Origin of the sequence: Kribbella sp. NPDC004875 (assembly GCF_042873375.1) — a bacterium.
Lineage (GTDB): Bacteria > Actinomycetota > Actinomycetes > Propionibacteriales > Kribbellaceae > Kribbella.
In genome coordinates, this window is sequence record NZ_JBIALI010000001.1 from 2,256,352 (window position 1) to 2,277,254 (window position 20,903).

The window sequence follows — 20,903 nt, forward strand, 5'->3', positions numbered from 1 at the left end:
CCGGGCCGTCCCGGCCGGGAACGGCGCCCGTTCGGCACCTGCAACGTAGACATTCAGAAAAGGACTGGTTTTCTTCATGCCGAAGATCCTCGAGTTCGACGAGAACGCGCGGCGCGCCCTGGAGCGCGGCGTCGACAAGCTCGCGAACACGGTGAAGGTGACGCTGGGCCCGAAGGGCCGCTACGTCGTCCTGGACAAGAAGTGGGGCGCCCCGACCATCACCAACGACGGTGTCACCGTCGCCCGTGAGGTCGAGCTGGACGACCCGTTCGAGAACCTTGGTGCGCAGCTCACCAAGGAGGTCGCCACCAAGACCAACGACATCGCCGGTGACGGCACCACCACCGCGACGGTGCTGGCGCAGGCACTGGTGCACGAGGGCCTGCGGGCGGTCGCCGCCGGCGCCAACCCGATGGGCCTCAAGCGCGGTATCGAGGCGGCCGTCGAGGCCGTGTCGGCCAAGCTGGTGGACACCGCGAAGCCGGTCGACGACAAGGGCGACATGGCCCACGTCGCGACCATCTCCGCCCGCGACGCCGAGATCGGCGCGCTGATCGCGGACGCGTTCGACAAGGTCGGCAAGGACGGTGTGATCACCGTCGAGGAGTCGAACACCTTCGGGACCGAACTCGAGTTCACCGAGGGTATGCAGTTCGACAAGGGCTACATCTCGCCGTACTTCATCACCGACGCCGAGGCCGGCGAAGCGGTGCTGGAGGACCCGTACATCCTGATCCACCAGGGCAAGATCTCCGCGATCGCGGACCTGCTGCCGCTGCTGGAGAAGGTCGTGCAGTCCGGCAAGGCGCTGCTGATCATCGCCGAGGACGTCGAGGCCGAGGCGCTGTCCACCCTGGTGGTGAACAAGATCCGCGGCAACTTCACCTCGGTCGCCGTCAAGGCGCCGGGCTTCGGTGACCGCCGCAAGGCGATGCTGGAGGACCTGGCCGCGCTCACCGGCGCGCAGGTCGTGGCTCCCGAGGTCGGGCTGAAGCTCGACCAGGTCGGCCTCGAGGTGCTCGGTTCGGCCCGCCGGATCGTGGTCTCGAAGGACAACACGACCGTCGTCGAGGGCGCCGGCAAGGCCGACGACATCGACGGCCGGGTCAACCAGATCAAGGCCGAGATCGAGCGCACCGACTCCGACTGGGACCGCGAGAAGCTGCAGGAGCGGCTGGCGAAGCTGGCCGGTGGCGTCTGCGTGATCAAGGTCGGCGCGGCCACCGAGGTCGAGCTGAAGGAGAAGAAGCACCGGATCGAGGACGCCGTGTCCGCGACCCGGGCCGCGATCGAGGAGGGCATCGTCGCCGGTGGCGGCTCCGCTCTTGTGCACGCGGCCACGGTGCTCGACAAGGAGCTCGAGCTCGACGGTGACGAGGCGACCGGTGTCCGGATCGTCCGCAAGGCCGTCGTCGAGCCGCTGCGCTGGATCGCCGAGAACGGCGGCTACGAGGGCTACGTCGTGGTCGCCAAGGTGTCCGAGATGGAGTCCGGCAACGGCTTCAACGCGGCCACCGGCGAGTACGGCGACCTGCTCGGCAGCGGCGTCCTGGACCCGGTCAAGGTGACCCGGTCCGCGCTCGCCAACGCCGGCTCGATCGCCGCGCTCCTGCTGACGACCGAGACCCTGGTCGTCGACAAGCCCGAGGAAGAGGAGCCCGCCGCGGCCGGTCACGGCCACGGTCACGGCCACTGACCCTCAGGCAGTAGTTCGACAGCACGCAGTACCACAGCACCGCCCGGCAGCCCGGCTGCCGGGCGGTGCTGTGCGTTTCCGTACCGGCGCGGGTGGCCGGGGCGCGGGGCGTGGGGCGCGGGGCGGGAGTTGGTGCCGTGGACAGGAACTCGTGGGTGAGCACAGGAAATAACCTGTTGGCTGCCCCCGCCGCCTAGGCCAGGCCCCGGCTTCTGGTCAGTGCGGGCCGGGATGTGCCGGCAGCCGGCGCCGGTGGGTGGGGTGTGGGTTGGCGCTGGAGACAGGATCTGGTGGGGTAGGCGAGTGCTGATACGGGTGCGGGACGATGGTGACCTGGATGTCTGCGTGGAGCTGCTGCGGGCGGTGTACGAGCAGGCGGGGTACCCGATCAACTGGCCGGCCGACCCCCGCGTCTGGCTGACGCCGGAGTCGGCCCTCGGCTGCTGGGTCGCGGTCCAGGACGAGCAGGTCGTCGGTCACGTCGTACTGACGGCTGCCGGCGACGCCGCCGAGGTCGAGCGCCTGTACGTCGACCCGAAAGCGACCGGTCGCGGTATCGGGCGTCAACTCCTGCAGCACTGCGTGACGACCGCGGCCGAACTGGGCCGGAAGCTCTCGCTCGAAGTCGTCGACAACCGCGGCGCCGCCGTCCATCTCTATCGCAGGGCCGGGTGGGTCGAGGTCGGGCGGACGCCGATCGACTGGGGCGGACAGCACGCCACCGAGCTCATCCGCTTCAGCGCACCTCCCGACCGGCAGCCGGCCTGAGCGCCGGCGACGGGATCCGAACCGGCGAGTAGTGACAGATCGTGATCAACTGGCCGGAGGTGACCACGAATTGCCACTAGGCAAGTGAGGTTGAGAGCCGTACCATCTTTCAGGCTGACCGGTCCGACACGAGGGGGCGAGGGGTGACCGAGGTCCGAGTACCTGACACCCACGACCGGGTCGAGCTCAGGGATCTTGCCGCGCTGGCCGGCGACGGGGACCGCACAGCTCTCAACGACCTGCTCACCAGGGTGCGCGCTGTGGCGCATCGCTACGTACGGTCCCGTCTGTGGACCTATCCCGGCGGCGCCGACATGGTCGACGACGTCGCACAAGAGGTTTGCGTCGCGGTCTTCGGTGCACTCGGCCGGTACCGGGACGAGGGGAGGCCTTTCGAGGCTTTCGTCTACGGCATCGCGGCCCGCAAGGTCGCCGATGCCCAGCGTGCGTTCGCGGTCGCCGACGTCTCGACGCCGGACCTGCCGGACGGCGCGGACGAGTCACCGACACCGGAGGAGCGCGCGGTCCGGCAGTCCGAGGTCCAGCACATCATGGGCCTGCTGGACAAGCTGCCGGAGAAGCTGCGGGAGATCCTGCGCCTCCGGGTCGTCGCGGGGATGTCAGCCGAGGAGACCGGCCGGGCACTGGGCATGACACCGGGGGCGGTGAGGGTCGCACAGCATCGGGCGTTGAACACGCTCAGGGGGTACGTGGGGCATGAAGCACAGTCGGAACGAGGATCAGCAGGGGAGGGGCATCATGGCTGACCGGTTCGACCTGGACGCGATCGAGGCCGATGACGCACTGCTCGATCTGTTGGCCGCCGGAGGGGAGTCCGCCCGCGCGGCCGGCGAGCACGACCCGGCCGTCCAGCTGCTGGCCGATCTGCGGCTGGCGGTGGAGGTCGAGGACGAGCTCCCGGTGGAGACCATCGACGATCCGGAGAGCTTCCTGGCGCGCTGCGCGGCACTCAACCCGATCACCGACCCGTTCGCCCGCAAGGTGGCGACCCGTGGTCTGGCGCTCGGTGTCGCCGCGGTGGCCGCGCTGTCGGTCTCCGGGGTGGCCGCGGCGGTCACCGGTGACCCGTTGTCGCCGTACGAGAAGGTCATCGAGAAGATGGTCGACGCGGTCCGCCCGCAGACCAGCTTCCCGAAGGAGGAGCTCGACGGCCTGCCGGTCCTGGACAAGACCAAGATCGTCAAGGTCGCCAAGGACTACCAGAAGATCAAGGCGGAGCACGGCGCGCAGACCGGCGGCAAGGACGGCTCCACGCTGGCCGACGACCCGAACGCCCGCACGATCCCGGTGATGCCGCCGCTGGTCACGCCGCCGGAGAAGCCGCTGGCGATCTTGGATCAGAAGCAGGTCGGCCCGACCGACCCGGCGAAGACCCAGGATCCGGGCAAGCCGATCGGCAACTCGAAGTCCGACGACGGCAAGACGGACCCGCCGACCGACACCACCACCGGTGGCAAGGACACAACGGACACTCCGACGACGCCGCCGGACACCCCGACGACGCCCACGCCGACGGGTGACCCGACCGAGCCGGGCAGTTCCACGACGACAGGGCCGACGGACCCCACCACCACGACCACGACGACGCCCAGCGCGCCGGCGAACGTGGACACCGGGACCGGTGACAACGCGGCATCGGGTGACCCGACCGCGACCCCGAGCAGCGACTCGGGCTCCGGCCAGACCGGCACGTCGAACGGGAGCGAGGGCGCCGCACCGGGTTCGGACAGCGGCACGGGTACGACGACTCCGGGCAGCGGCACCGGTGCCACGGACGGGACGAGCGGGACCGACACGTCCGGCGCCGGCAGCACGGCGACGCCGAGCAGCGAGGTCACGCAGACCCCGAGCGACCTGGCGAACGCGGTCAGCGACCTGATCGGCCAGGCGATCTCGCCGATCCTGCCGACCCCGACCGGTGCGCCGGTGGCCGTCGAGAGCGCCGAGCGCTTCTTCGGTGCCACCGACACCCCGGCGACGACGGTCGGCAGTACGCCGGTGGCGCCCAAGGCACCGGCGAAGAAGAGCACCGCGAAGCACTCGAGCGGGAAGGTCAGCACGGGCTCGGTCCGCAAGACCTACCCGACGGGCAAGCACTCCACTGGTGCGTACCCGGAGGGCAAGCACGCCGCGATCGACCGCACCCACGGCTCGACGGACGACGCGAGCCTGCTGAAGATCCTCGGCATCGTCAACACGCCGACCAAGTAGTCGGCCGATCACCAGGAGCCCGCCGCGATCGCGGCGGGCTGCTGCTTGTGGATGGTGGATTCGGGGCCTCGCGGGGGCGCGGATAGGATGGTGCTCCGTTCTCGCCGTACAAAGGTGCCTGCTTTCCCCATGGACATCACACCCGCTGGAGTTCCTGACAAGTTCGCCGTCCTCGGCCTCACCTTCGACGACGTACTACTGCAGCCGAACGAGTCCGACGTCATCCCGTCCGAAGCCGTCACCCGGTCCCGGGTGAGCCGCAACGTCTGGGTGAACATCCCGCTGCTGTCCAGCGCGATGGACACCGTCACCGAGGCGCGGATGGCGATCGCGATGGCCCGCCAGGGCGGTCTCGGCGTGCTGCACCGCAACCTGTCGATCGAGGACCAGGCCCAGCAGGTCGACCTGGTCAAGCGCTCCGAGTCCGGCATGATCGCGCAGCCGATCACCATCGGCCCGGATGCCACCATCGGCGAGGCCGACGCGCTCTGCGGGCAGTACCGGATCTCCGGTGTGCCGGTGGTGGACGGCGCCGGTGTCCTGGTCGGCATCGTCACCAACCGCGACATGCGCTTCGAGAACGACCTGTCCCGGCCGGTCCGCGAGGTGATGACCAAGCAGCCGCTGATCACCGGCAAGCAGGGCATCGCCGCGGACGACGCGATGGCGCTGCTCAGCAAGCACAAGGTCGAGAAGCTGCCGCTGGTCGACGACTCCGGCAAGCTGACCGGCCTGATCACGCTGAAGGACTTCGTCAAGCGCGACAAGTTCCCGCTGTCCACCAAGGACGCGACGGGCCGGCTGATGGTGGCCGGAGCGATCGGCTTCTTCGGCGAGGCGTACAAGCGGGCCATGGCGCTGGTCGAGGCCGGCGTCGACGTGCTGGTCGTGGACACCGCCCACGGTCACTCCCAGTCGCAGCTGGAGATCATCCGCAAGCTCAAGGCCGACCCGGCCACCCGCGGTGTCGACATCGTCGGCGGCAACGTCGGCACCCGGGCGGGCGCCCAGGCGCTGGTCGACGCGGGCGCGGACGGCGTCAAGGTCGGCGTCGGCCCCGGTTCCATCTGTACGACGCGGGTCGTGTCCGGCGTCGGCGTACCGCAGGTGACCGCGATCTACGAGGCCTCGCTGGCCTGCAAGCCGGCCGGCGTCCCGGTGATCGGCGACGGCGGCCTGCAGTACTCCGGTGACATCGCGAAGGCGCTCGTCGCCGGTGCGGACACCGTCATGCTGGGCTCGCTGCTCGCCGGGTGCGAGGAGTCGCCGGGCGACCTGGTGTTCATCAACGGCAAGCAGTTCAAGGCGTACCGCGGGATGGGCTCGCTCGGCGCGATGCAGTCCGGCGGGCTGCGCAAGTCGTACTCCAAGGACCGCTACTTCCAGAGCGACGTCGGCAGCGACGAGAAGCTGATCGCCGAGGGCGTCGAGGGCCAGGTCCCGTACCGCGGCCCGCTGTCCGCCGTCGCGCACCAGCTGATCGGAGGCCTGCGGCAGTCCATGTGGTACACCGGCGCCCGCACGGTGCCGGAACTGCAGGAGAAGGGCCGCTTCGTCCGGATCACCTCCGCCGGCCTCCAGGAGTCCCACCCGCACGACATCCAGATGACGGTCGAGGCCCCGAACTACTCCGGCCGCTGACCTGTCTGCTCCAACCCGAAGGAACACCAGATGACCGAGATCGAGATCGGCCGCGCGAAGCGTGGCCGGCAGGCGTACGCGTTCGACGACATCGCGATCGTGCCGTCGCGGCGGACGCGGGACCCTGAGGAGGTCTCGGTCGCCTGGCAGATCGACGCGTACCGGTTCGAGCTGCCGATCCTGGCCGCGCCGATGGACTCGGTGATGTCGCCGGCCACCGCGATCGCGATCGGCAAGGCGGGCGGTCTCGGCGTCTTGAACCTCGAGGGTCTCTGGACCCGCTACGAGGACCCGACGAGCCTGCTCGAGGAGATCATCCACCTCGACACCCAGCAGGCGACGCACCGGCTGCAGGAGATCTACTCGGCGCCGATCAAGCCCGAGCTGATCTCGCAGCGGGTGCAGGAGATCCGCGCCTCCGGCGTCACCGTGGCCGGGGCGCTCTCGCCGCAGCGCACCAAGCAGTTCGCCAAGCATGTCGTGGACGCGGGCGTCGACCTGTTCGTCATCCGCGGTACGACGGTCTCGGCCGAGCACGTCTCCGGACAGGCGGAGCCGCTGAACCTCAAGCAGTTCATCTACGACCTGGACGTCCCGGTGATCGTCGGTGGCTGCGCGACGCACCAGGCCGCGTTGCACCTGATGCGGACGGGCGCGGCCGGCGTACTCGTCGGCTTCGGCGGTGGCGCCGCGCACACCACCCGGAAGGTGCTCGGGGTCGCGGTCCCGATGGCGTCGGCGGTGGCCGATGTCGCGGCGGCCCGGCGGGACTACATGGACGAGTCCGGTGGCCGCTACGTGCACGTCATCGCGGACGGCTCGGTCGGTCGGTCCGGCGACGTGGCGAAGGCGATCGCCTGTGGCGCGGACGCGGTGATGGTCGGCTCGCCGCTGGCCAGGGCGAGCGACGCCCCCGGCGGCGGGTACCACTGGGGTGCCGAGGCCTGGCACCAGGACCTGCCCCGCGGCGAGCGGGTCGAGGTCGGCGTCACCGGCACGATGGAGCAGATTCTGTTCGGCCCGTCCTGGGTCCCGGACGGCACGATGAACCTGGTCGGCGCGCTCAAGCGCGCAATGGCCACCACCGGGTACACCGAGGTCAAGGAGTTCCAGCGCGTCGAGGTAGTCGTAGGTTGACCACGGGCGTACTGCTCCTGCACGGCTCGAGTGGTGCGCCCGATCTGGATCGTGCGCGTCTGCTCGAGGCCGAGGGGTACGACGTCCTCGCGCCGCGCTGGACCGTGACGCATGAGGTCCCGCTGGAGTCGTTCCCGGTCGGCGACCTCGCGGAGCGCAACGACCGGGTCGTCGTGATGGGCAGTTCGTGGGGTGCCGAGGCGGCGTTGCTGCTCGGCGCCCTGGACGACCGCGTGCACACGGTGGTCGCGTTCGCGCCGAGTGCCTACGTCTGGGGGCGGAATCTGGAGGACGGCAGTCAGCGGTCCGCCTGGACCTGGCAGGGTGAGCCGCTCCCGTTCGTGCCCTTCGACCTGAGTTGGACGCCTCCGACGGATCCGCCGAGCTACACCGGGCTGTACCGCCAGAGCGTGCAGGTGTGCGAGGACGCCGAGCCGGCGCGGATCCCGGTGGAGCGGATTCGGAGCGAGGTCCTGCTGATAGCCGGCGGCGACGACCAGGTCTGGCCCGCGGTCGAGTTCGCGGAGGAGATCCGGCGCCGGCGCGGCGACCTTCCGACGCGGGTCGTGACGGTTCCGGAGGCCGGACACCGTGCGGTGCTGCCGGGTGAGGAGCCGAAGACCGCCGGGCAGCGGATGGCGCGCGGTGGCACGGACGCGGCGGACCGTGAGCTGGGCGCCCTCGCCTGGTCCGAGATCGTCCGGCTGCTCGCGCGCTGATCCGACGTGCTTCGAGTTCACCCGGTTTGATCGGTTCTGGAAGGATGACCGCATGGGATTGTTCAGCCGACGGAGCGACCAGGACGCGGACAATGTTGCCCTCGCCGCGGCGCGGGCCCAACTGTCCCCCGACGACGTGGACCAGGTGCGGTTCCTGATCACCACGAAGAAGTCGGTGCATGCGGTGAAGCTCATCCACGACCGCACCGGACTGGCCCTGAAACAGGCCAAGGAGCTGGTCGAGGACATCCGCCTCGGGCGCTACGTCCCGCCGACGACGGGTACGCCGCTGGTCCGCCGGCCCGGCACCAACCTGGCCGAGCGCACCCGTGCACTCAAGGCCGCCGGCGAGCTCCATCAGGCGACCGCCCTGGTCGTCTCCGAGACCGGCATGACCGACGAGGAAGCCGGCCTGTTCGTCGGCGCACTCCGCACGGACCTCGCCGACTGACCCTGCACGCCGGCTAACCCTTCACATACGCCAGCGACTCCGCGATCTTCCCGTCCCGCAGGCGCAGTACGTCGACCCCGCGGACGTGCCCGCGATCGCCGGACGGCTGCTGCCAGGAGTACCGCCAGCGCACCAGGGCACGATCGCCGAGGATCACCGTCTCCTCGGTCTCGAAGTGCGGGTCGGTGGTCTCCGCGAACATCCTCGCCCACTCGGCCCGCACGGCGTCCGCACCCTCGAAACGCCCGCCGTCCGGGGCCGCCGTCGACTCGAACACGATGTCGCTGGTGACCAGCGACATCGCCATCGCCAGGTCCCGCTGGTCGAATGCGATCCCGAACCGGTCGATCACCGGCAGCGCCGGATTCCAGTGCGGGTCCCGTCCGAAGGCCGCCAGCAGTGCCTCGGCCGGATCGGAGTACCCGGTGAGGTGCTCACCGATCATCCCCGCGGACCGGTACAGGTCCTCCCGCCCGACGAACCACGTCCCGACCTCGTCCACCAGCGCGGTGTCCATCCGCGGCGGTACGCCGATCGCCACGGCCAGGTCCCACCCGTGGATCAGGTGGTCGGCCGCGAGTTGGCGCAGGTACTCGTGCGGATCCTCGTCGCCGTACGACAGATGTACCTTGTCGATCGCCCGGGTCGCCGCGACGGTCGCCTCCCGGGCCGCGTACGTCGCGGCGCCGGCCGGATCGTCCGCGAGCAGGTCGCCGTCGAGGGTGTTCCCGACCTCGGCGATCGTCCGGCCCTCCATCAGCGGAACGGTCCAGCGTTCCTCGCCGACGACGTGGTTCACCAGCGCGCGGACGTCCCAGTCCGAGCACGGTGTCGGTGCCGACCACTGGTCGGCGGCCACCCCGGTGACCAGTTCCGCGAAGTTCGCGACCGTGCGGTTGTGCAGCTCAACGACATCCATGACTTGCCACCCCCAAGCGTCAGCGTCCGCCTGCCGGGGGCGGTGCGTCAACGGCCGAGTTGGAGTTGCTCGGCGGCCTCGTGGGCGTGCTGGGACGCGGCCACGTCGCCGGTGGCGGCGAGCAGGTTGCCGTGATGCCGGTAGCAGGACCCGGCCAGCTCCTTCATCTCGGCGTGGTCGTCGGCGTACGGGATCAGGGCGGTCGCGACCTCGGCGCACCAGCCGCCCAGGTCGAGCGCGATGTCGGTCCGGCCGGCCTGGAAGTACGCGTCGGAGATGTCGAGCAGCAGCTGGGCCCAGATCGGCACGTAGGTGGCGGTCTGGAACCGCATCCGGTGCGACTCGCGCTCGGACGAGATCGCGAACAGGTAGTGCGCCTCCAGACCGAGCGTGAGCGCGGTGTCCGCGTCCTGGGTGAGCAGCGGCCGGACCAGCTCCGCCAGCTCGGTCGCACGGATCGCCGCGGACTCTGGATCGGTCCGGCCGGACACAGTTGCCAGCGTCATCCCGGGCGCGGGCTCGCTGAGCGCGACCAGGCGGTGGTACTGCTCGAACGGCCCGAGCTTGATCTCCGCGTTCTCCAAGGCGGCGACCAGCGTGAGCGGCAGCCCGCGGTCGAGCTCCTCGACGACCCGGGCCGCCGTCTCCGGGTCGGTGTCGAACGCGGTCCGCAGACAGGCCTCGCCCTCCAGCCGGCCGACGGTCCCGAGGTGCTTACCCTTGCGGACCAGCGCGGCGACCAGCGTCCGCATGTCGGTCGCCGAGTCGGAGTCGGCGAGCGTGTCGGCCGTGGTCAGACCGATCTCGTCCGCGTCCAGCGCCAGGTCCAGCCGGCCCTCCGCGGCGTGCACGTCGGCGGACACCGCGGTCGCCGTACAGAGGTAGCGGGCGTAGGAGAGGGACTGCGGGCTCTCGTTGATCTGGTCGGCGAGCTGGAGGAACAGCTGGGTGGCCGCGTCCGCGGACGCGACTGCGAGCGCGGGATCGCCGTACCGGCGCAGGATCAGGGCGTTCATGGCGAGCACGCGGGCGAAGTCGGGCTGGTGCTTCAGGCCGTCCTCGCCGCCGACGAGCTGGCCGTACGAGATCACCGCGCCGTCCATCTCGAGTACGGCGGTGGCGCCGTGCCCGCGGTGCGCCTGCGTCATCGCGCGCCGGGCACGGACGTCGGCGAGGAAGCAGGTGGCGTCCAGGACGCCGGCATCCTGGAGCTCGGTGTAGCCGAGTTGCGCTGCGTGCAGCGCGACCAGTGCCTCCTCGTGCCGCCCGGAGGCGTTCAGCGAGCCGGCCAGCTCGTACTGCGTCGCGGCCATCAGGTGCTTGGCCTCGTAGTGGTTCGGGTGCCCTTCGGCACGCTCCCTGGCCAGCTCGATGACCCGCTGCTGGTACGGCCCGGCCTCGTCGGCCCGGCCTTCCTCGATCAGCACCTGTGCGGTCTGCAGCGCCTCACCGAGCTCGTCCTCAGGAGGCGTCCAAAGCCCCCCGCTGTCCACCATCTTGACGATCCACCCCTTCACTTGTTTCAGCGGATCAGCTTAACCATCCTCTGATACTGACACTGGCTATTACCGGCAGGTAGCCTTCAGTTATGAGTGAGCAGACGTCGATTCCTGCTGATCCGGAGCTCGATCCGACCGCGTCGTACGCGACCGACCAGTCGGTGATCCGGCGGTTGTCGGGGCTGCTGCGCGCCACGGCGGGGACCCGGACGTCGTACGCACCGGCCACCGGACAGCCGATCGCGGACCTGCCGTTGTCCAGCGAGGACGACGTGGTCGCGGCGGTCCGGCTGGCCCGGAAGACGCAAGCGACCTGGAAGCGGGTTCCGCTCGCCGAGCGCGCCGCGATCCTGCTGCGCTACCACGACCTGGTCCTCGACCACCGGCACGAGCTGGTCGACCTGATCATCCGCGAGTCCGGCAAGGCGCGGAAGCAGGCGTTCGAGGAGCTCGCGCACGTCGCGCTGACCGCGCGGTACTACGGCCGCAAGGCGTTCGAGCTGCTCGAGCCGCAGCGCAAGCTCGGGATCTTCCCGGTGCTCACCCGGGCCGAGGAGCGGTTCGTGCCGAAGGGCGTCGTCGGCATCATCTCGCCGTGGAACTATCCACTCACGATGGCAATCTCGGACGGCCTGCCGGCGATCCTGGCCGGCAACACGGTCGTCCACAAACCGGACAGCCAGACCCCGCTGACCGCGCTCCGCGGGATCGAGCTGCTGTACGAGGCCGGCCTGCCGCGGGACGCCTGGCTCGCGGTGAACGGCCCCGGCTCGACGGTCGGCGGCGCCCTGATCCAGAACGCCGACTACATCTGCTTCACCGGCTCCACCAAGACCGGCCGGCTGGTCGCGAAGCAGTGCGGTGAGCGCCTGATCGGCTGCAGCCTCGAGCTCGGCGGCAAGAACCCGATGCTGGTACTGCGGGACGCGGACGTCAACCGTGCCGCGGAAGGCGCCGTCCGGGCGTGTTTCGCGAACGCCGGCCAGCTGTGCGTCTCGATGGAACGCCTGTACGTCGCCGACCAGGTGTACGACGCGTTCGTCACCGCTTTCGTGGATCGGGTGAAGAAGCTTCGCCTGAGCGCCGGCACCGGCTGGGACGTCGACATGGGCTCGCTGATCTCGAAGGCACAGCTCGAAACGGTCACCCGCCACGTCGAGGACGCCCGCTCGCAGGGCGCGACCGTACTCGCCGGCGGGAAGCCGCGCCCCGACATCGGCCCGCTGTTCTACGAGCCGACCGTCCTGTCCGGCGTCACCCCGGCGATGGAGTGCTTCGACAACGAGACCTTCGGCCCGGTCGTCTCGATCTACCGGTTCTCCGACGAGTCCGAGGCGATCCAGCGCGCCAACGAGGGCGAGTACGGCCTGAACGCCAGCGTCTGGACCCGTGACGGCCGCCGCGGCCGCGCGGTCGCCGCGCAGCTGATGGCCGGCACGGTCAACGTCAACGAGGGGTACGGCGCGACGTTCGGCTCGATCGACACCCCGATGGGCGGGATGCGGTCGTCCGGCCTCGGCCGCCGACAGGGCGTCGAGGGCATCCGCCGGTACGTCGAACCGCAGGCGATCGCCACGCAGCGCCTGATCCCGATCGCCGCCTCACACGGCCTGTCCGACGAGAAGTTCGCCGAGCTGATGACCGGCGCCCTGCGCGTGCTGAAGAAGATCGGCCGCCCATGACTGTGTTGAATGCCTCGCTGCCGCTCGGCGGGTCACGGGGCTGTGACTCCCGGTCTTCCCTCGTCGCTCCAGTCGCGGTGCTGGATGCCGCGCTGGCGCGCGGCAGGTCGCGGGGTCTGGTTCCCGGTCTTCCCTCGTCGCTCCGGTCGCTGCGCTCCCTGCGCTCCTCAGTCCAGACCGGGGACCCCGCGACCGGGCTCCCTGCGCTCCTCAGTCCAGACCGGGAGGCCCCATGACCTTCGACTACGACGTCCTCGTCATCGGGTCCGGGTTCGGTGGGTCGGTGTCCGCCTTGCGGCTGACCGAGAAGGGGTATCGGGTCGCCGTACTCGAGGCGGGGGCGCGGTTCGACGACGGTGCGTTCGCGAAGAACTCGTGGGATACCAAGCGGTTTCTGTTCGCGCCGAAGCTCGGGATGTACGGGATCCAGCGGATCAGCGCGCTGCGCGACGTGATCATCCTGTCCGGCGCGGGCGTCGGCGGCGGCAGCCTGGTCTACGCGAACACACTCTACGAACCGCTGCCCGCGTTCTACACCGACCGCCAGTGGGCGCACATCACCGACTGGAAGTCCGAGCTCGCGCCGTACTACGACCAGGCGAAGCGGATGCTCGGCGTCACGACGTACCCCGGGTTCTCGCCGGCGGACAAGGTGATGAAGCAGGTCGCGGAGGACATGGGCGTGGGGGACACGTTCCACCCGACGCCGGTCGGGGTGTTCTTCGGTGAGCCCGGTGTCGAGGTCGAGGACCCGTACTTCGGTGGCGCCGGGCCGCGGCGTCGCGGCTGCACGGACTGCGGCGAGTGCATGACGGGCTGCCGGCACAACGCGAAGAACACGCTGACCAAGAACTACCTGTACCTGGCCGAGAAGGCGGGCGCCGAGGTCTACTCGCTCACCACGGTCACGTCCGTCGAGCCGCTGCCCGAAGGCGGGTACGCGATCGACACCCGCCGTACGTCGAACAAGAAGGTCACCCGCCGGTTCACCGCGGAGCAGGTGGTCTTCGCCGCCTCCGCCCTCGGTACGGCGAAACTCCTGCACCGCCTGCGCGACGAGGGCAAGCTGCCGCGGCTGTCGGACCGTCTCGGCGTGCTGACCCGGACCAACTCGGAGTCGCTGCTCGGCGCGATCTCTCGCGACAGTGATGTGGATTACAGCCGCGGAGTCGCGATCACCTCGTCGTTCCACCCGGACGACATCACCCACATCGAGCCGGTCCGGTACGGCAAGGGCAGCAACGCGATGTCGCTGCTGCAGACCGTCCTGACCGACGGCGACGGCGACAGGCCGCGCTGGCGGACCTGGCTGAAGGAACTCGGCGTCCAGCGGAAGAACATCCGCCGGCTGTACGACCTGAAGCACTGGTCCGAGCGGACGGTGATCGCCCTGGTCATGCAGACCGCGGACAACTCGATCACGACCTTCGGCAAGCGCGACCGCCTCGGCCGCTGGCGGCTCACCTCGAAACAGGGCCACGGCGCCCCGAACCCGTCCTGGATCCCGGTCGCGAACCAGGTGGTCCGCCGGATGGCGAAGCTGATGAACGGGACCCCGGGCGGCACGATCGGCGAGCCCTTCAACGTCCCGATGACCGCGCACTTCATCGGCGGCTGCGCGATCGGCGACTCACCCGCGACCGGCGTCGTGGACCCGTACCACCGCGTCTACTCCTACGACGGTCTGCACATCGTCGACGGCTCGACGATCTCGGCGAACCTCGGCGTGAACCCGTCGCTGACGATCACCGCCCAGGCCGAGCGGGCGCTGTCGTTCTGGCCGAACAAGGGCGAGCCCGACCCGCGCCCGGCTCCCGGATCGGAGTATCGGCGAATCCAGCCGGTCCGGCCCGCGCACCCGGTGGTCCCGGACGACGCCCCCGGCGCGCTCCGGCTCCCGATCATCCCGATCACACCGGAACACCCCGTAACCCATCCGTAACAGAAACGCGATCTCCAGCCATTTTCTCGGGGGCTTGAACAGTTACTCGTGAGTTAACACAGGTTATTTCCTGTTGAAGCCCCCGCCAGGACGGCCAAGCCCCTGAAAAACAACGCCACGCCCCAAACCTGAAAAAACCTCGCCTTCAGCCATTGATGCGCCGAGACGAGGTAAAAGGTCCAGAAAAGGGAGCAGGTCCCTCGGGAACGTTTCCGCCCAAATCGTTTCCCGAGGGACCCACTCAAGCCGGGGTGAGGCGCCCGGCGCTTTGGGATCGGGTCACCAACCACAGCTGGCGACCCGAGCTCTTGGTTACTACCTTACCTCCAATTTCCAAGGGCTTCAGGCCTTGTGACCACTCTGCGTGCTGATCGTAATGATCTGCATTCAGTTGCTCTTGGTAACTGGGTGGCGGTCTTCCTTGCGGTAACCGCCTCTGCACACTTCAACGAGCCCATCTACAGGGGGTTACGAGGTTCCGCAGAAAAATCCAGAAACTTTCCGGGAGAGTGCGGAGAGTGGCGGTGAGGCACCACGGACCGATGTGTTCCACGTGACGCCCGCCGCAGTCCCGGCGTACCCCGCTGGCTTACTGTGAGCCGACCGTTCGATGAGGCAGGAGAACCATGAGCGAGATCCTGGACGTGGCACGTGAGCAGGTTCTGGAGCAGGGCGTTGGGCTGGGGCAGGACCAACTGGTCGAGGTCCTGAACACTCCGGACGACAAGCTGCCCGAATTGCTCGCGCTCGCTCACGACGTCCGGGTGAAGTGGTGCGGCGAGGAGGTCGAGGTCGAGGGGATCATCTCGCTGAAGACCGGCGGCTGCCCCGAGGACTGTCACTTCTGCTCGCAGTCCGGCCAGTTCACCTCTCCGGTGCGCGCGGTCTGGCTGAACATCCCGGAGCTGGTCGAGGCCGCGAAGGAGACCGCGAAGACCGGCGCGACCGAGTTCTGCATCGTCGCCGCCGTCCGCGGGCCGGACGCGCGGCTGATGAGCCAGGTCAAGGCCGGCATCGACGCGATCAACGCCGAGGTCGACATCAACATCGCCTGCTCGCTCGGCATGCTCACCCAGGAGCAGGTCGACGAGCTGCGGTCATGGGGAGTGCACCGGTACAACCACAACCTCGAGTCGGCCCGGTCGTACTTCGGCGACGTGGTCACCACGCACTCGTTCGAGGAGCGCTGGGACACGTGCCTGATGGTCAAGGAATCCGGCATGGAGCTGTGCTGCGGCGGCCTGGTCGGGATGGGTGAGACCCTCGAACAGCGTGCCGAGCTGGCCGCGCAGCTGGCCGAGCTGGACCCGCACGAGGTGCCGCTGAACTTCCTCAACCCGCGTCCCGGCACCCCGTTCGGCGACCTGGACATCATGGACGGCAAGGACGCGCTGCGGACCATCGCCGCGTTCCGGCTCGCGATGCCGCGGACGGTCCTGCGGTACGCCGGTGGTCGCGAACTGACCCTCGGCGACCTCGGCACCCGCGACGGTCTGCTCGGTGGCATCAACGCGGTGATCGTCGGCAACTACCTGACGACGCTCGGCCGCCCGGCGACCGCCGACCTGGATCTGCTGGCCGAGCTGAAGATGCCGGTCAAGGAACTCCAGAAGACGCTGTGATGGCCGCCGTGGTCGAGGTCTACTGCGGCCACTGCGGCCGCGCGGAGACTGACGGCGGACACGAGGACTGCCGCCGGGCACTCGAGTTGGAGCCACCGCGGTACTGCGTCGAGTGCCGGCGCCGGATGGTCGTCCAGGTCCACCCGATGGGCTGGTCGGCCCGCTGTTCGGTGCACGGCGAGCTCACCTCGGACTGACCGCGACGCTCCTGCGCACGGCGCGAGGCACTGATCACATCCTGGCCACCTGCGAGCCGCGGTGGGGTGCGGACCGATTAACGTTGTGAATCCTCAGGACGGAGGAGGACCGTGTCACAGTCGGTCAACACGTGGCAACAGCGAGACGCGGAGCTGCTCTGGCATCCGTACTCCTCGCTGACCGAGCCCTCGCCGGTGCGGCTGGTCCGCGGCGCGTCCGGCGTACGGCTGCAGCTGGACGACGGGCAGGGTGGGACCGTCGAGGCGATCGACGCGATGGCGTCCTGGTGGTGCATGATCCACGGCTACCGGAACCCGGTGCTGGACGCGGCGCTCAAGGCCCAGGCCGACGACTTCAGCCACGTGATGTTCGGTGGGCTGACCCACGAACCGGCGATCCGGCTGGCCGAGCGGCTGGTCGGGATCACCCCGGACCCGCTACGGCACGTGTTCCTGTGCGACTCCGGCTCGGTCTCGGTCGAGGTCGCGATCAAGATCGCCCTGCAGTACCAGGTTGCGCGCGGCAACGACGGACGGACGCGGATGCTGACGGTCCGCGGCGGGTACCACGGCGACACGTTCGCCCCGATGAGCGTCTGCGACCCGGTGAACGGCATGCACTCGCTGTTCACCGGCGCCCTGAAGGAGCAGATCTTCGGCCCGCAGCCACCGGCCGGCTTCGACCGCCCGGACGACGATCCCGAACTGCGGGCCTGGGCCGCGGTGATGTCCGAGCTCGCCGCGCAGTACTCCGGGCAGATCGCCGGCATCATCGTCGAACCCGTCCTGCAGGGCGCGGGCGGCATGTATCCGTACAGCCCCGCCTGCCTACGGGTACTGCGTGAGCTCGCCGACCGCCACGGTTTCCTGCTGATCTTCGACGAGATCGCCACCGGCTTCGGCCGGACCGGCACGCTGTTCGCGTCCGAGCACGCAGGCCTGGACCCCGACATCCTCTGCGTCGGCAAAGCCATCACCGGCGGCTACATCACCCTGGCCGCCATGCTCTGTACGACGGACGTCGCGCACACCGTCTCGAACGGTCCCGGCGGTGCGCTGATGCACGGCCCGACGTTCATGGCGAACCCGCTCGCCTGCGCCGTCGCGCTCGCATCGATCGACCTGCTGCTGTCCCAGGACTGGTCGGCCGAGGTGGCCCGCATCTCCTCCGGCCTGTCAGCCGGCCTCGCGCCCGCGTCCGCGCTCCCTGCGGTGAAGGACGTCCGGGTGCTCGGCGCGGTCGGCGTCGTCCAGTTGTCCGGCCCCGTCGACCTGCCCCGGATGACCGAGGCCGCGCTGCGCCGAGGCGTGTGGGTCCGCCCGTTCCGCGACCTGGTCTACACAATGCCGCCGTACATCTGCACCGACGCCGACATCGCCACCATCACGTCCGCGATCACCGGTGCGATCGAGGAGGCCGGCTGATGTCCGCGAATGGGGGCTGGACCACCGTAGAGGAGGCCGTGGACAAGGTATTGCCGGTGCAACGCCACCAGTTCCTGTTCACGGTCGCGGTCGTTGTCGAGCCTGCGGACGGTTCTGATGCTTGAGGATTGGCTTGCGCCGAAGGCTGCCGCGCTGGAGGCGCGCGGTCTGACACGGCGGCTCCATCCGCGTGCGGCCCGCGATCAGCTGATCGACCTGGCCGGCAACGATTACCTCGGCCTCGCACGCGACCCCCGCGTTGTCGAGGCGGCTGCCGAGGCCCTCCGTACCTGGGGAACGGGATCGACCGCCTCCCGCCTGGTCACCGGAACCACAGCGCTGCACGAGCAGTTGGAGTCGGAACTGGCCGCGTACGCCGGCCAGGAATCCGCCCTCGTCTTCTCCTCCGGCTACCTGGCCAACCTCGGCGTCGTCACCGCCCTCGGCGGCCCCGGCACCCTCCTGATCTCCGACGAACACATCCACGCGTCGCTCGTGGACGCGTGCCGGCTCGCCCGCTCCCGCGTCGAGATCGTGCCGCACAACGACGTCGGCACCGTCGAAAAACTCCTTGCCGAACGCAACGAACCGCACGCGGTAGTGATGACCGAGTCGGTCTTCTCGGTCCTCAGCGACGAAGCCCCGCTCACTGCCCTCGCCGCGACCGCCGCCGCGCACGACGCCGTCCTCCTGGTCGACGAGGCGCACGGCCTCGGTGTCACCGGCGACGGGCACGGTTCGGTGCATGCGTTGGGACTCGCCGGACTCGGCCACGTGATCGTCACGATGACGTTGTCCAAGTCCCTGGCTTCCCAGGGCGGTGTCGTCCTCGGCCCGCGCTTGTTGTGCGACCACCTCATCAATCGCGCCCGTCCGTTCATCTACGACACCGGTCTCAACCCGGCCGCCTGCGCCGCCGCCCGCGCCGCGCTCCAGGTTCTGCGGGCCGAGCCCGAACGTCCTGCCGCGATCCACGAGGCCGCGGCCCGGCTGGCGGCGGCCTGCGACGTGCCGCCGTCGTCCGGTGCAGTGGTCTCGGTCCCGATGCCGGGCCCGCGGGAAACCGTCCGCGCGGCCGAGCTGTGCCTCGCGAACGGCGTACGGGTCGGGAGCTTCCGTCCGCCGTCCGTTCCCGACGGCGTCTCCCGTCTGCGCCTCACCGCGCACGCCGGGTTGTCCACCGCAGATCTCGATCGCGCGTGCGCCGTGATCGTCGACGCGATCGGTCAGGTTTCATGATCACTCTCGTCACCGGCACCGATACCGGTGTGGGTAAGACCATCACCACGGCTGCTCTTGCTGTGCGGGCGTCCGGGACGGTGTGTGTTGTCAAACCGGCACAGACCGGGGTCGGGCCGGACGAGCCGGGGGACCTCGACGACGTTCATCGGTTGAGTGGGATCACGAAGCTGCACGAAGGGGTTCGGCTGCGTGATCCGCTGGCGCCGACCACGGCCGCACGGCGTGAAGGGGTAACGCTGCCGCCGGTCGCCTCGCATGCGAAGGCCATCGACCAGCTCGGGCTGACCAACGACACCGTGCTGGTGGAGGGGGCCGGTGGCGTTCTCGTCGGCTTGGACGCCGAGGGGCACAACCTCGCGGACCTGGCCCGGAAGCTGAAGTCACCCTACGGGTTCGTGGTGGTCGCACGGGCCGGCCTCGGCACCCTGAACCACGCCGGTCTGACGGTCGAGGCGCTGCGGGCTCGCGGGCTGCGGGTCGACGGACTGGTCATCGGGTCGTGGCCCGACGATCCGGATCTCGCCGAACGGTGCAACCTGGAGGATCTTCCCGCGACGACCGGAGTACCGGTGATCGGGCGGATCCCGGCCGGGGCCGGGGAGCTGAGCGGCGAGGAGTTCCAGGCGGCCGCGCCGAGCTGGTTCACGTGAGCGGATGCCCGGCCCGGTACGACGAGGGCCTCGGCTACTGGGTTGTCGACGACCCGGCGCAGGCTCGTGAGGTGCTGCTCGATCCGGACACGTTCCGTCCGGACAACGCCGTACTCGCCCACACCCCGTTGGCGGTGAAGGCGCTGCGGGTGCTGTCCGCGGTCGGGTTCGCGCTGCCGCCGACGCTGGCGAACAACGCGGGGAAGTCACACCGGCCGATCCGGGCTGCGGTCGCGCGGTTCTTCAGCCCGGCGCGGGTTGCCGCGGTCGAGCCGCTGACCCGCGAGCTGACCGCCGCGCGGGTGGCCTCGGCGTCGGCACGGTTGGCGGCGGGCGAGCAGGTGGATCTCGTGCAGGCGATCGCGGCCGAGCCGCCGGCTCTCGTCGTACTGCGTCTGCTCGGGTTGGGGGATGTCGACGTACCTGCGTTGAAGGCGTGGAGTCTCGACTCGCTCGAGCTGTTCTGGGGATGTCCGGACGAGGACAGGCAGTTGGAGCTGGCGCACAGCGCGGCCGAGTTCTACGGCTGGCTGCGCTCGCGGACGACGGCCGCGCGGGAAGCGCCCGGTGACGATCTCTTCGGAGTGCTGGCCGGCTTGGGGCTGAGCGACGAAGAGGTGTGCGCGGTCGGCTACTTTCTGCTGATCGCGGGCCAGGAGACCACGACCCAACTGATCTCGACTGCTTTTCAGAGGTCGGTCGGCGCCTCGATCGACCCCGCTGAGATGGTCGAGGACGTACTTCGGGACGCGTCGTCGGTGCCGACGTGGCGGCGGGTCACGGCGGAGGCGACCACCCTGGGGGACGTGCGGTTACCCGCGCGGGCGCCGGTCCTGCTCGGACTGAGCGGGCACGGCGGTCCCGCGGATCTCGCGTTCGGGATCGGTATCCACCGCTGCCTCGGCGCCGGGCTCGCGCGGCTGGAGGCGCGGGTGGCGCTGGAGTGCACGCAGTACCTGCTGCGTGCTGTGCGGTTGACCGAGGAGCCGCCGATGATCGACCTGCTCTCGTTCCGCGCCCCGAAGCGTCTCCTGGCTGTAACGCGCGGTAACACCGGGGACAACTCGCGTCACTAGCGTCG

19 protein-coding genes are annotated in these 20,903 nt (G+C 69.7%); 17 read left to right on the plus strand and 2 right to left on the minus strand.

The genetic code is table 11. The annotated features are described in order from the left end of the window. Positions 1–76 precede the first annotated feature (76 nt). From groL to ACFYRH_RS11055, 8 genes are all read left to right on the plus strand, one after another. Positions 77–1,696, plus strand: coding sequence for a chaperonin GroEL (groL, locus tag ACFYRH_RS11020; RefSeq protein WP_387771542.1), 1,620 nt, complete (start codon positions 77–79; stop codon positions 1,694–1,696). A gap of 303 nt (positions 1,697–1,999) precedes the next feature. Beyond that, on the plus strand, positions 2,000–2,464 hold the full coding sequence (locus tag ACFYRH_RS11025; protein WP_387771545.1) for a GNAT family N-acetyltransferase: 465 nt from the start codon (positions 2,000–2,002) through the stop codon (positions 2,462–2,464). A gap of 143 nt (positions 2,465–2,607) precedes the next feature. Continuing rightward, a complete protein-coding gene (shbA, locus tag ACFYRH_RS11030) occupies positions 2,608–3,231 on the plus strand; it encodes an RNA polymerase sigma factor ShbA (protein ID WP_387771548.1) in 624 nt (207 codons plus the stop codon). Beyond that, a complete protein-coding gene (locus ACFYRH_RS11035; RefSeq protein WP_387771551.1) occupies positions 3,224–4,696 on the plus strand; it encodes a hypothetical protein in 1,473 nt (490 codons plus the stop codon). Before shbA ends, ACFYRH_RS11035 begins: the two co-directional genes overlap by 8 nt. 129 nt (positions 4,697–4,825) lie before the next feature. Further along, positions 4,826–6,337, plus strand: a complete 1,512-nt coding sequence (gene guaB / locus ACFYRH_RS11040; RefSeq protein ID WP_387771554.1) for an IMP dehydrogenase — start codon at positions 4,826–4,828, stop codon at positions 6,335–6,337. Between the two features lie 30 nt (positions 6,338–6,367). After that, a complete protein-coding gene (locus ACFYRH_RS11045) occupies positions 6,368–7,474 on the plus strand; it encodes a GuaB3 family IMP dehydrogenase-related protein (RefSeq protein ID WP_387771557.1) in 1,107 nt (368 codons plus the stop codon). After that, positions 7,471–8,193, plus strand: coding sequence for an alpha/beta fold hydrolase (locus tag ACFYRH_RS11050; RefSeq protein ID WP_387771560.1), 723 nt, complete (start codon positions 7,471–7,473; stop codon positions 8,191–8,193). The genes ACFYRH_RS11045 and ACFYRH_RS11050 overlap by 4 nt, the downstream gene beginning before the upstream one ends. A gap of 52 nt (positions 8,194–8,245) precedes the next feature. Continuing rightward, complete coding sequence (locus ACFYRH_RS11055) at positions 8,246–8,644, plus strand: hypothetical protein (RefSeq protein WP_387771563.1); 399 nt, start codon at positions 8,246–8,248, stop codon at positions 8,642–8,644. 13 nt (positions 8,645–8,657) lie between these two features. Here the strand turns inward: ACFYRH_RS11055 and ACFYRH_RS11060 are convergent, their stop codons facing one another. Continuing rightward, on the minus strand, positions 8,658–9,563 hold the full coding sequence (locus ACFYRH_RS11060) for a TIGR03086 family metal-binding protein (protein ID WP_387771565.1): 906 nt from the start codon (positions 9,561–9,563) through the stop codon (positions 8,658–8,660). Between the two features lie 47 nt (positions 9,564–9,610). Then, entirely contained in the window at positions 9,611–11,059 is a 1,449-nt protein-coding gene (locus tag ACFYRH_RS11065) for a hypothetical protein (RefSeq protein ID WP_387771568.1), read from the minus strand. Between the two features lie 92 nt (positions 11,060–11,151). On the opposite strand from ACFYRH_RS11065, the gene ACFYRH_RS11070 reads away from it, so the two are divergent. From ACFYRH_RS11070 to ACFYRH_RS11110, 9 genes are all read left to right on the plus strand, one after another. Continuing rightward, positions 11,152–12,744 (plus strand): succinic semialdehyde dehydrogenase, encoded by a 1,593-nt coding sequence (locus tag ACFYRH_RS11070; RefSeq protein ID WP_387771571.1) that lies wholly within the window; start codon positions 11,152–11,154, stop codon positions 12,742–12,744. 232 nt (positions 12,745–12,976) lie between these two features. After that, on the plus strand, positions 12,977–14,686 hold the full coding sequence (locus ACFYRH_RS11075; RefSeq protein WP_387771574.1) for a GMC oxidoreductase: 1,710 nt from the start codon (positions 12,977–12,979) through the stop codon (positions 14,684–14,686). Between the two features lie 626 nt (positions 14,687–15,312). Next, entirely contained in the window at positions 15,313–16,308 is a 996-nt protein-coding gene (gene bioB, locus ACFYRH_RS11080) for a biotin synthase BioB (protein ID WP_387771577.1), read from the plus strand. Continuing rightward, entirely contained in the window at positions 16,308–16,505 is a 198-nt protein-coding gene (locus ACFYRH_RS11085) for a hypothetical protein (RefSeq protein WP_387771580.1), read from the plus strand. Before bioB ends, ACFYRH_RS11085 begins: the two co-directional genes overlap by 1 nt. 111 nt (positions 16,506–16,616) lie before the next feature. Beyond that, the gene (locus ACFYRH_RS11090; RefSeq protein WP_387771583.1) at positions 16,617–17,930 is read left to right on the plus strand and encodes an adenosylmethionine--8-amino-7-oxononanoate transaminase; all 1,314 of its coding nucleotides are present in this window, start codon (positions 16,617–16,619) and stop codon (positions 17,928–17,930) included. After that, positions 17,930–18,055, plus strand: a complete 126-nt coding sequence (locus tag ACFYRH_RS11095) for a hypothetical protein (RefSeq protein ID WP_387771586.1) — start codon at positions 17,930–17,932, stop codon at positions 18,053–18,055. Before ACFYRH_RS11090 ends, ACFYRH_RS11095 begins: the two co-directional genes overlap by 1 nt. Then, positions 18,048–19,169: an 8-amino-7-oxononanoate synthase gene (locus ACFYRH_RS11100; protein ID WP_387771588.1), complete on the plus strand. Its 1,122-nt coding sequence runs from the start codon at positions 18,048–18,050 to the stop codon at positions 19,167–19,169. The genes ACFYRH_RS11095 and ACFYRH_RS11100 overlap by 8 nt, the downstream gene beginning before the upstream one ends. Further along, positions 19,166–19,822: a dethiobiotin synthase gene (gene bioD, locus ACFYRH_RS11105; RefSeq protein WP_387771591.1), complete on the plus strand. Its 657-nt coding sequence runs from the start codon at positions 19,166–19,168 to the stop codon at positions 19,820–19,822. The genes ACFYRH_RS11100 and bioD overlap by 4 nt, the downstream gene beginning before the upstream one ends. Continuing rightward, positions 19,819–20,898: a hypothetical protein gene (locus tag ACFYRH_RS11110; protein ID WP_387771594.1), complete on the plus strand. Its 1,080-nt coding sequence runs from the start codon at positions 19,819–19,821 to the stop codon at positions 20,896–20,898. Before bioD ends, ACFYRH_RS11110 begins: the two co-directional genes overlap by 4 nt. Positions 20,899–20,903 lie beyond the last annotated feature (5 nt).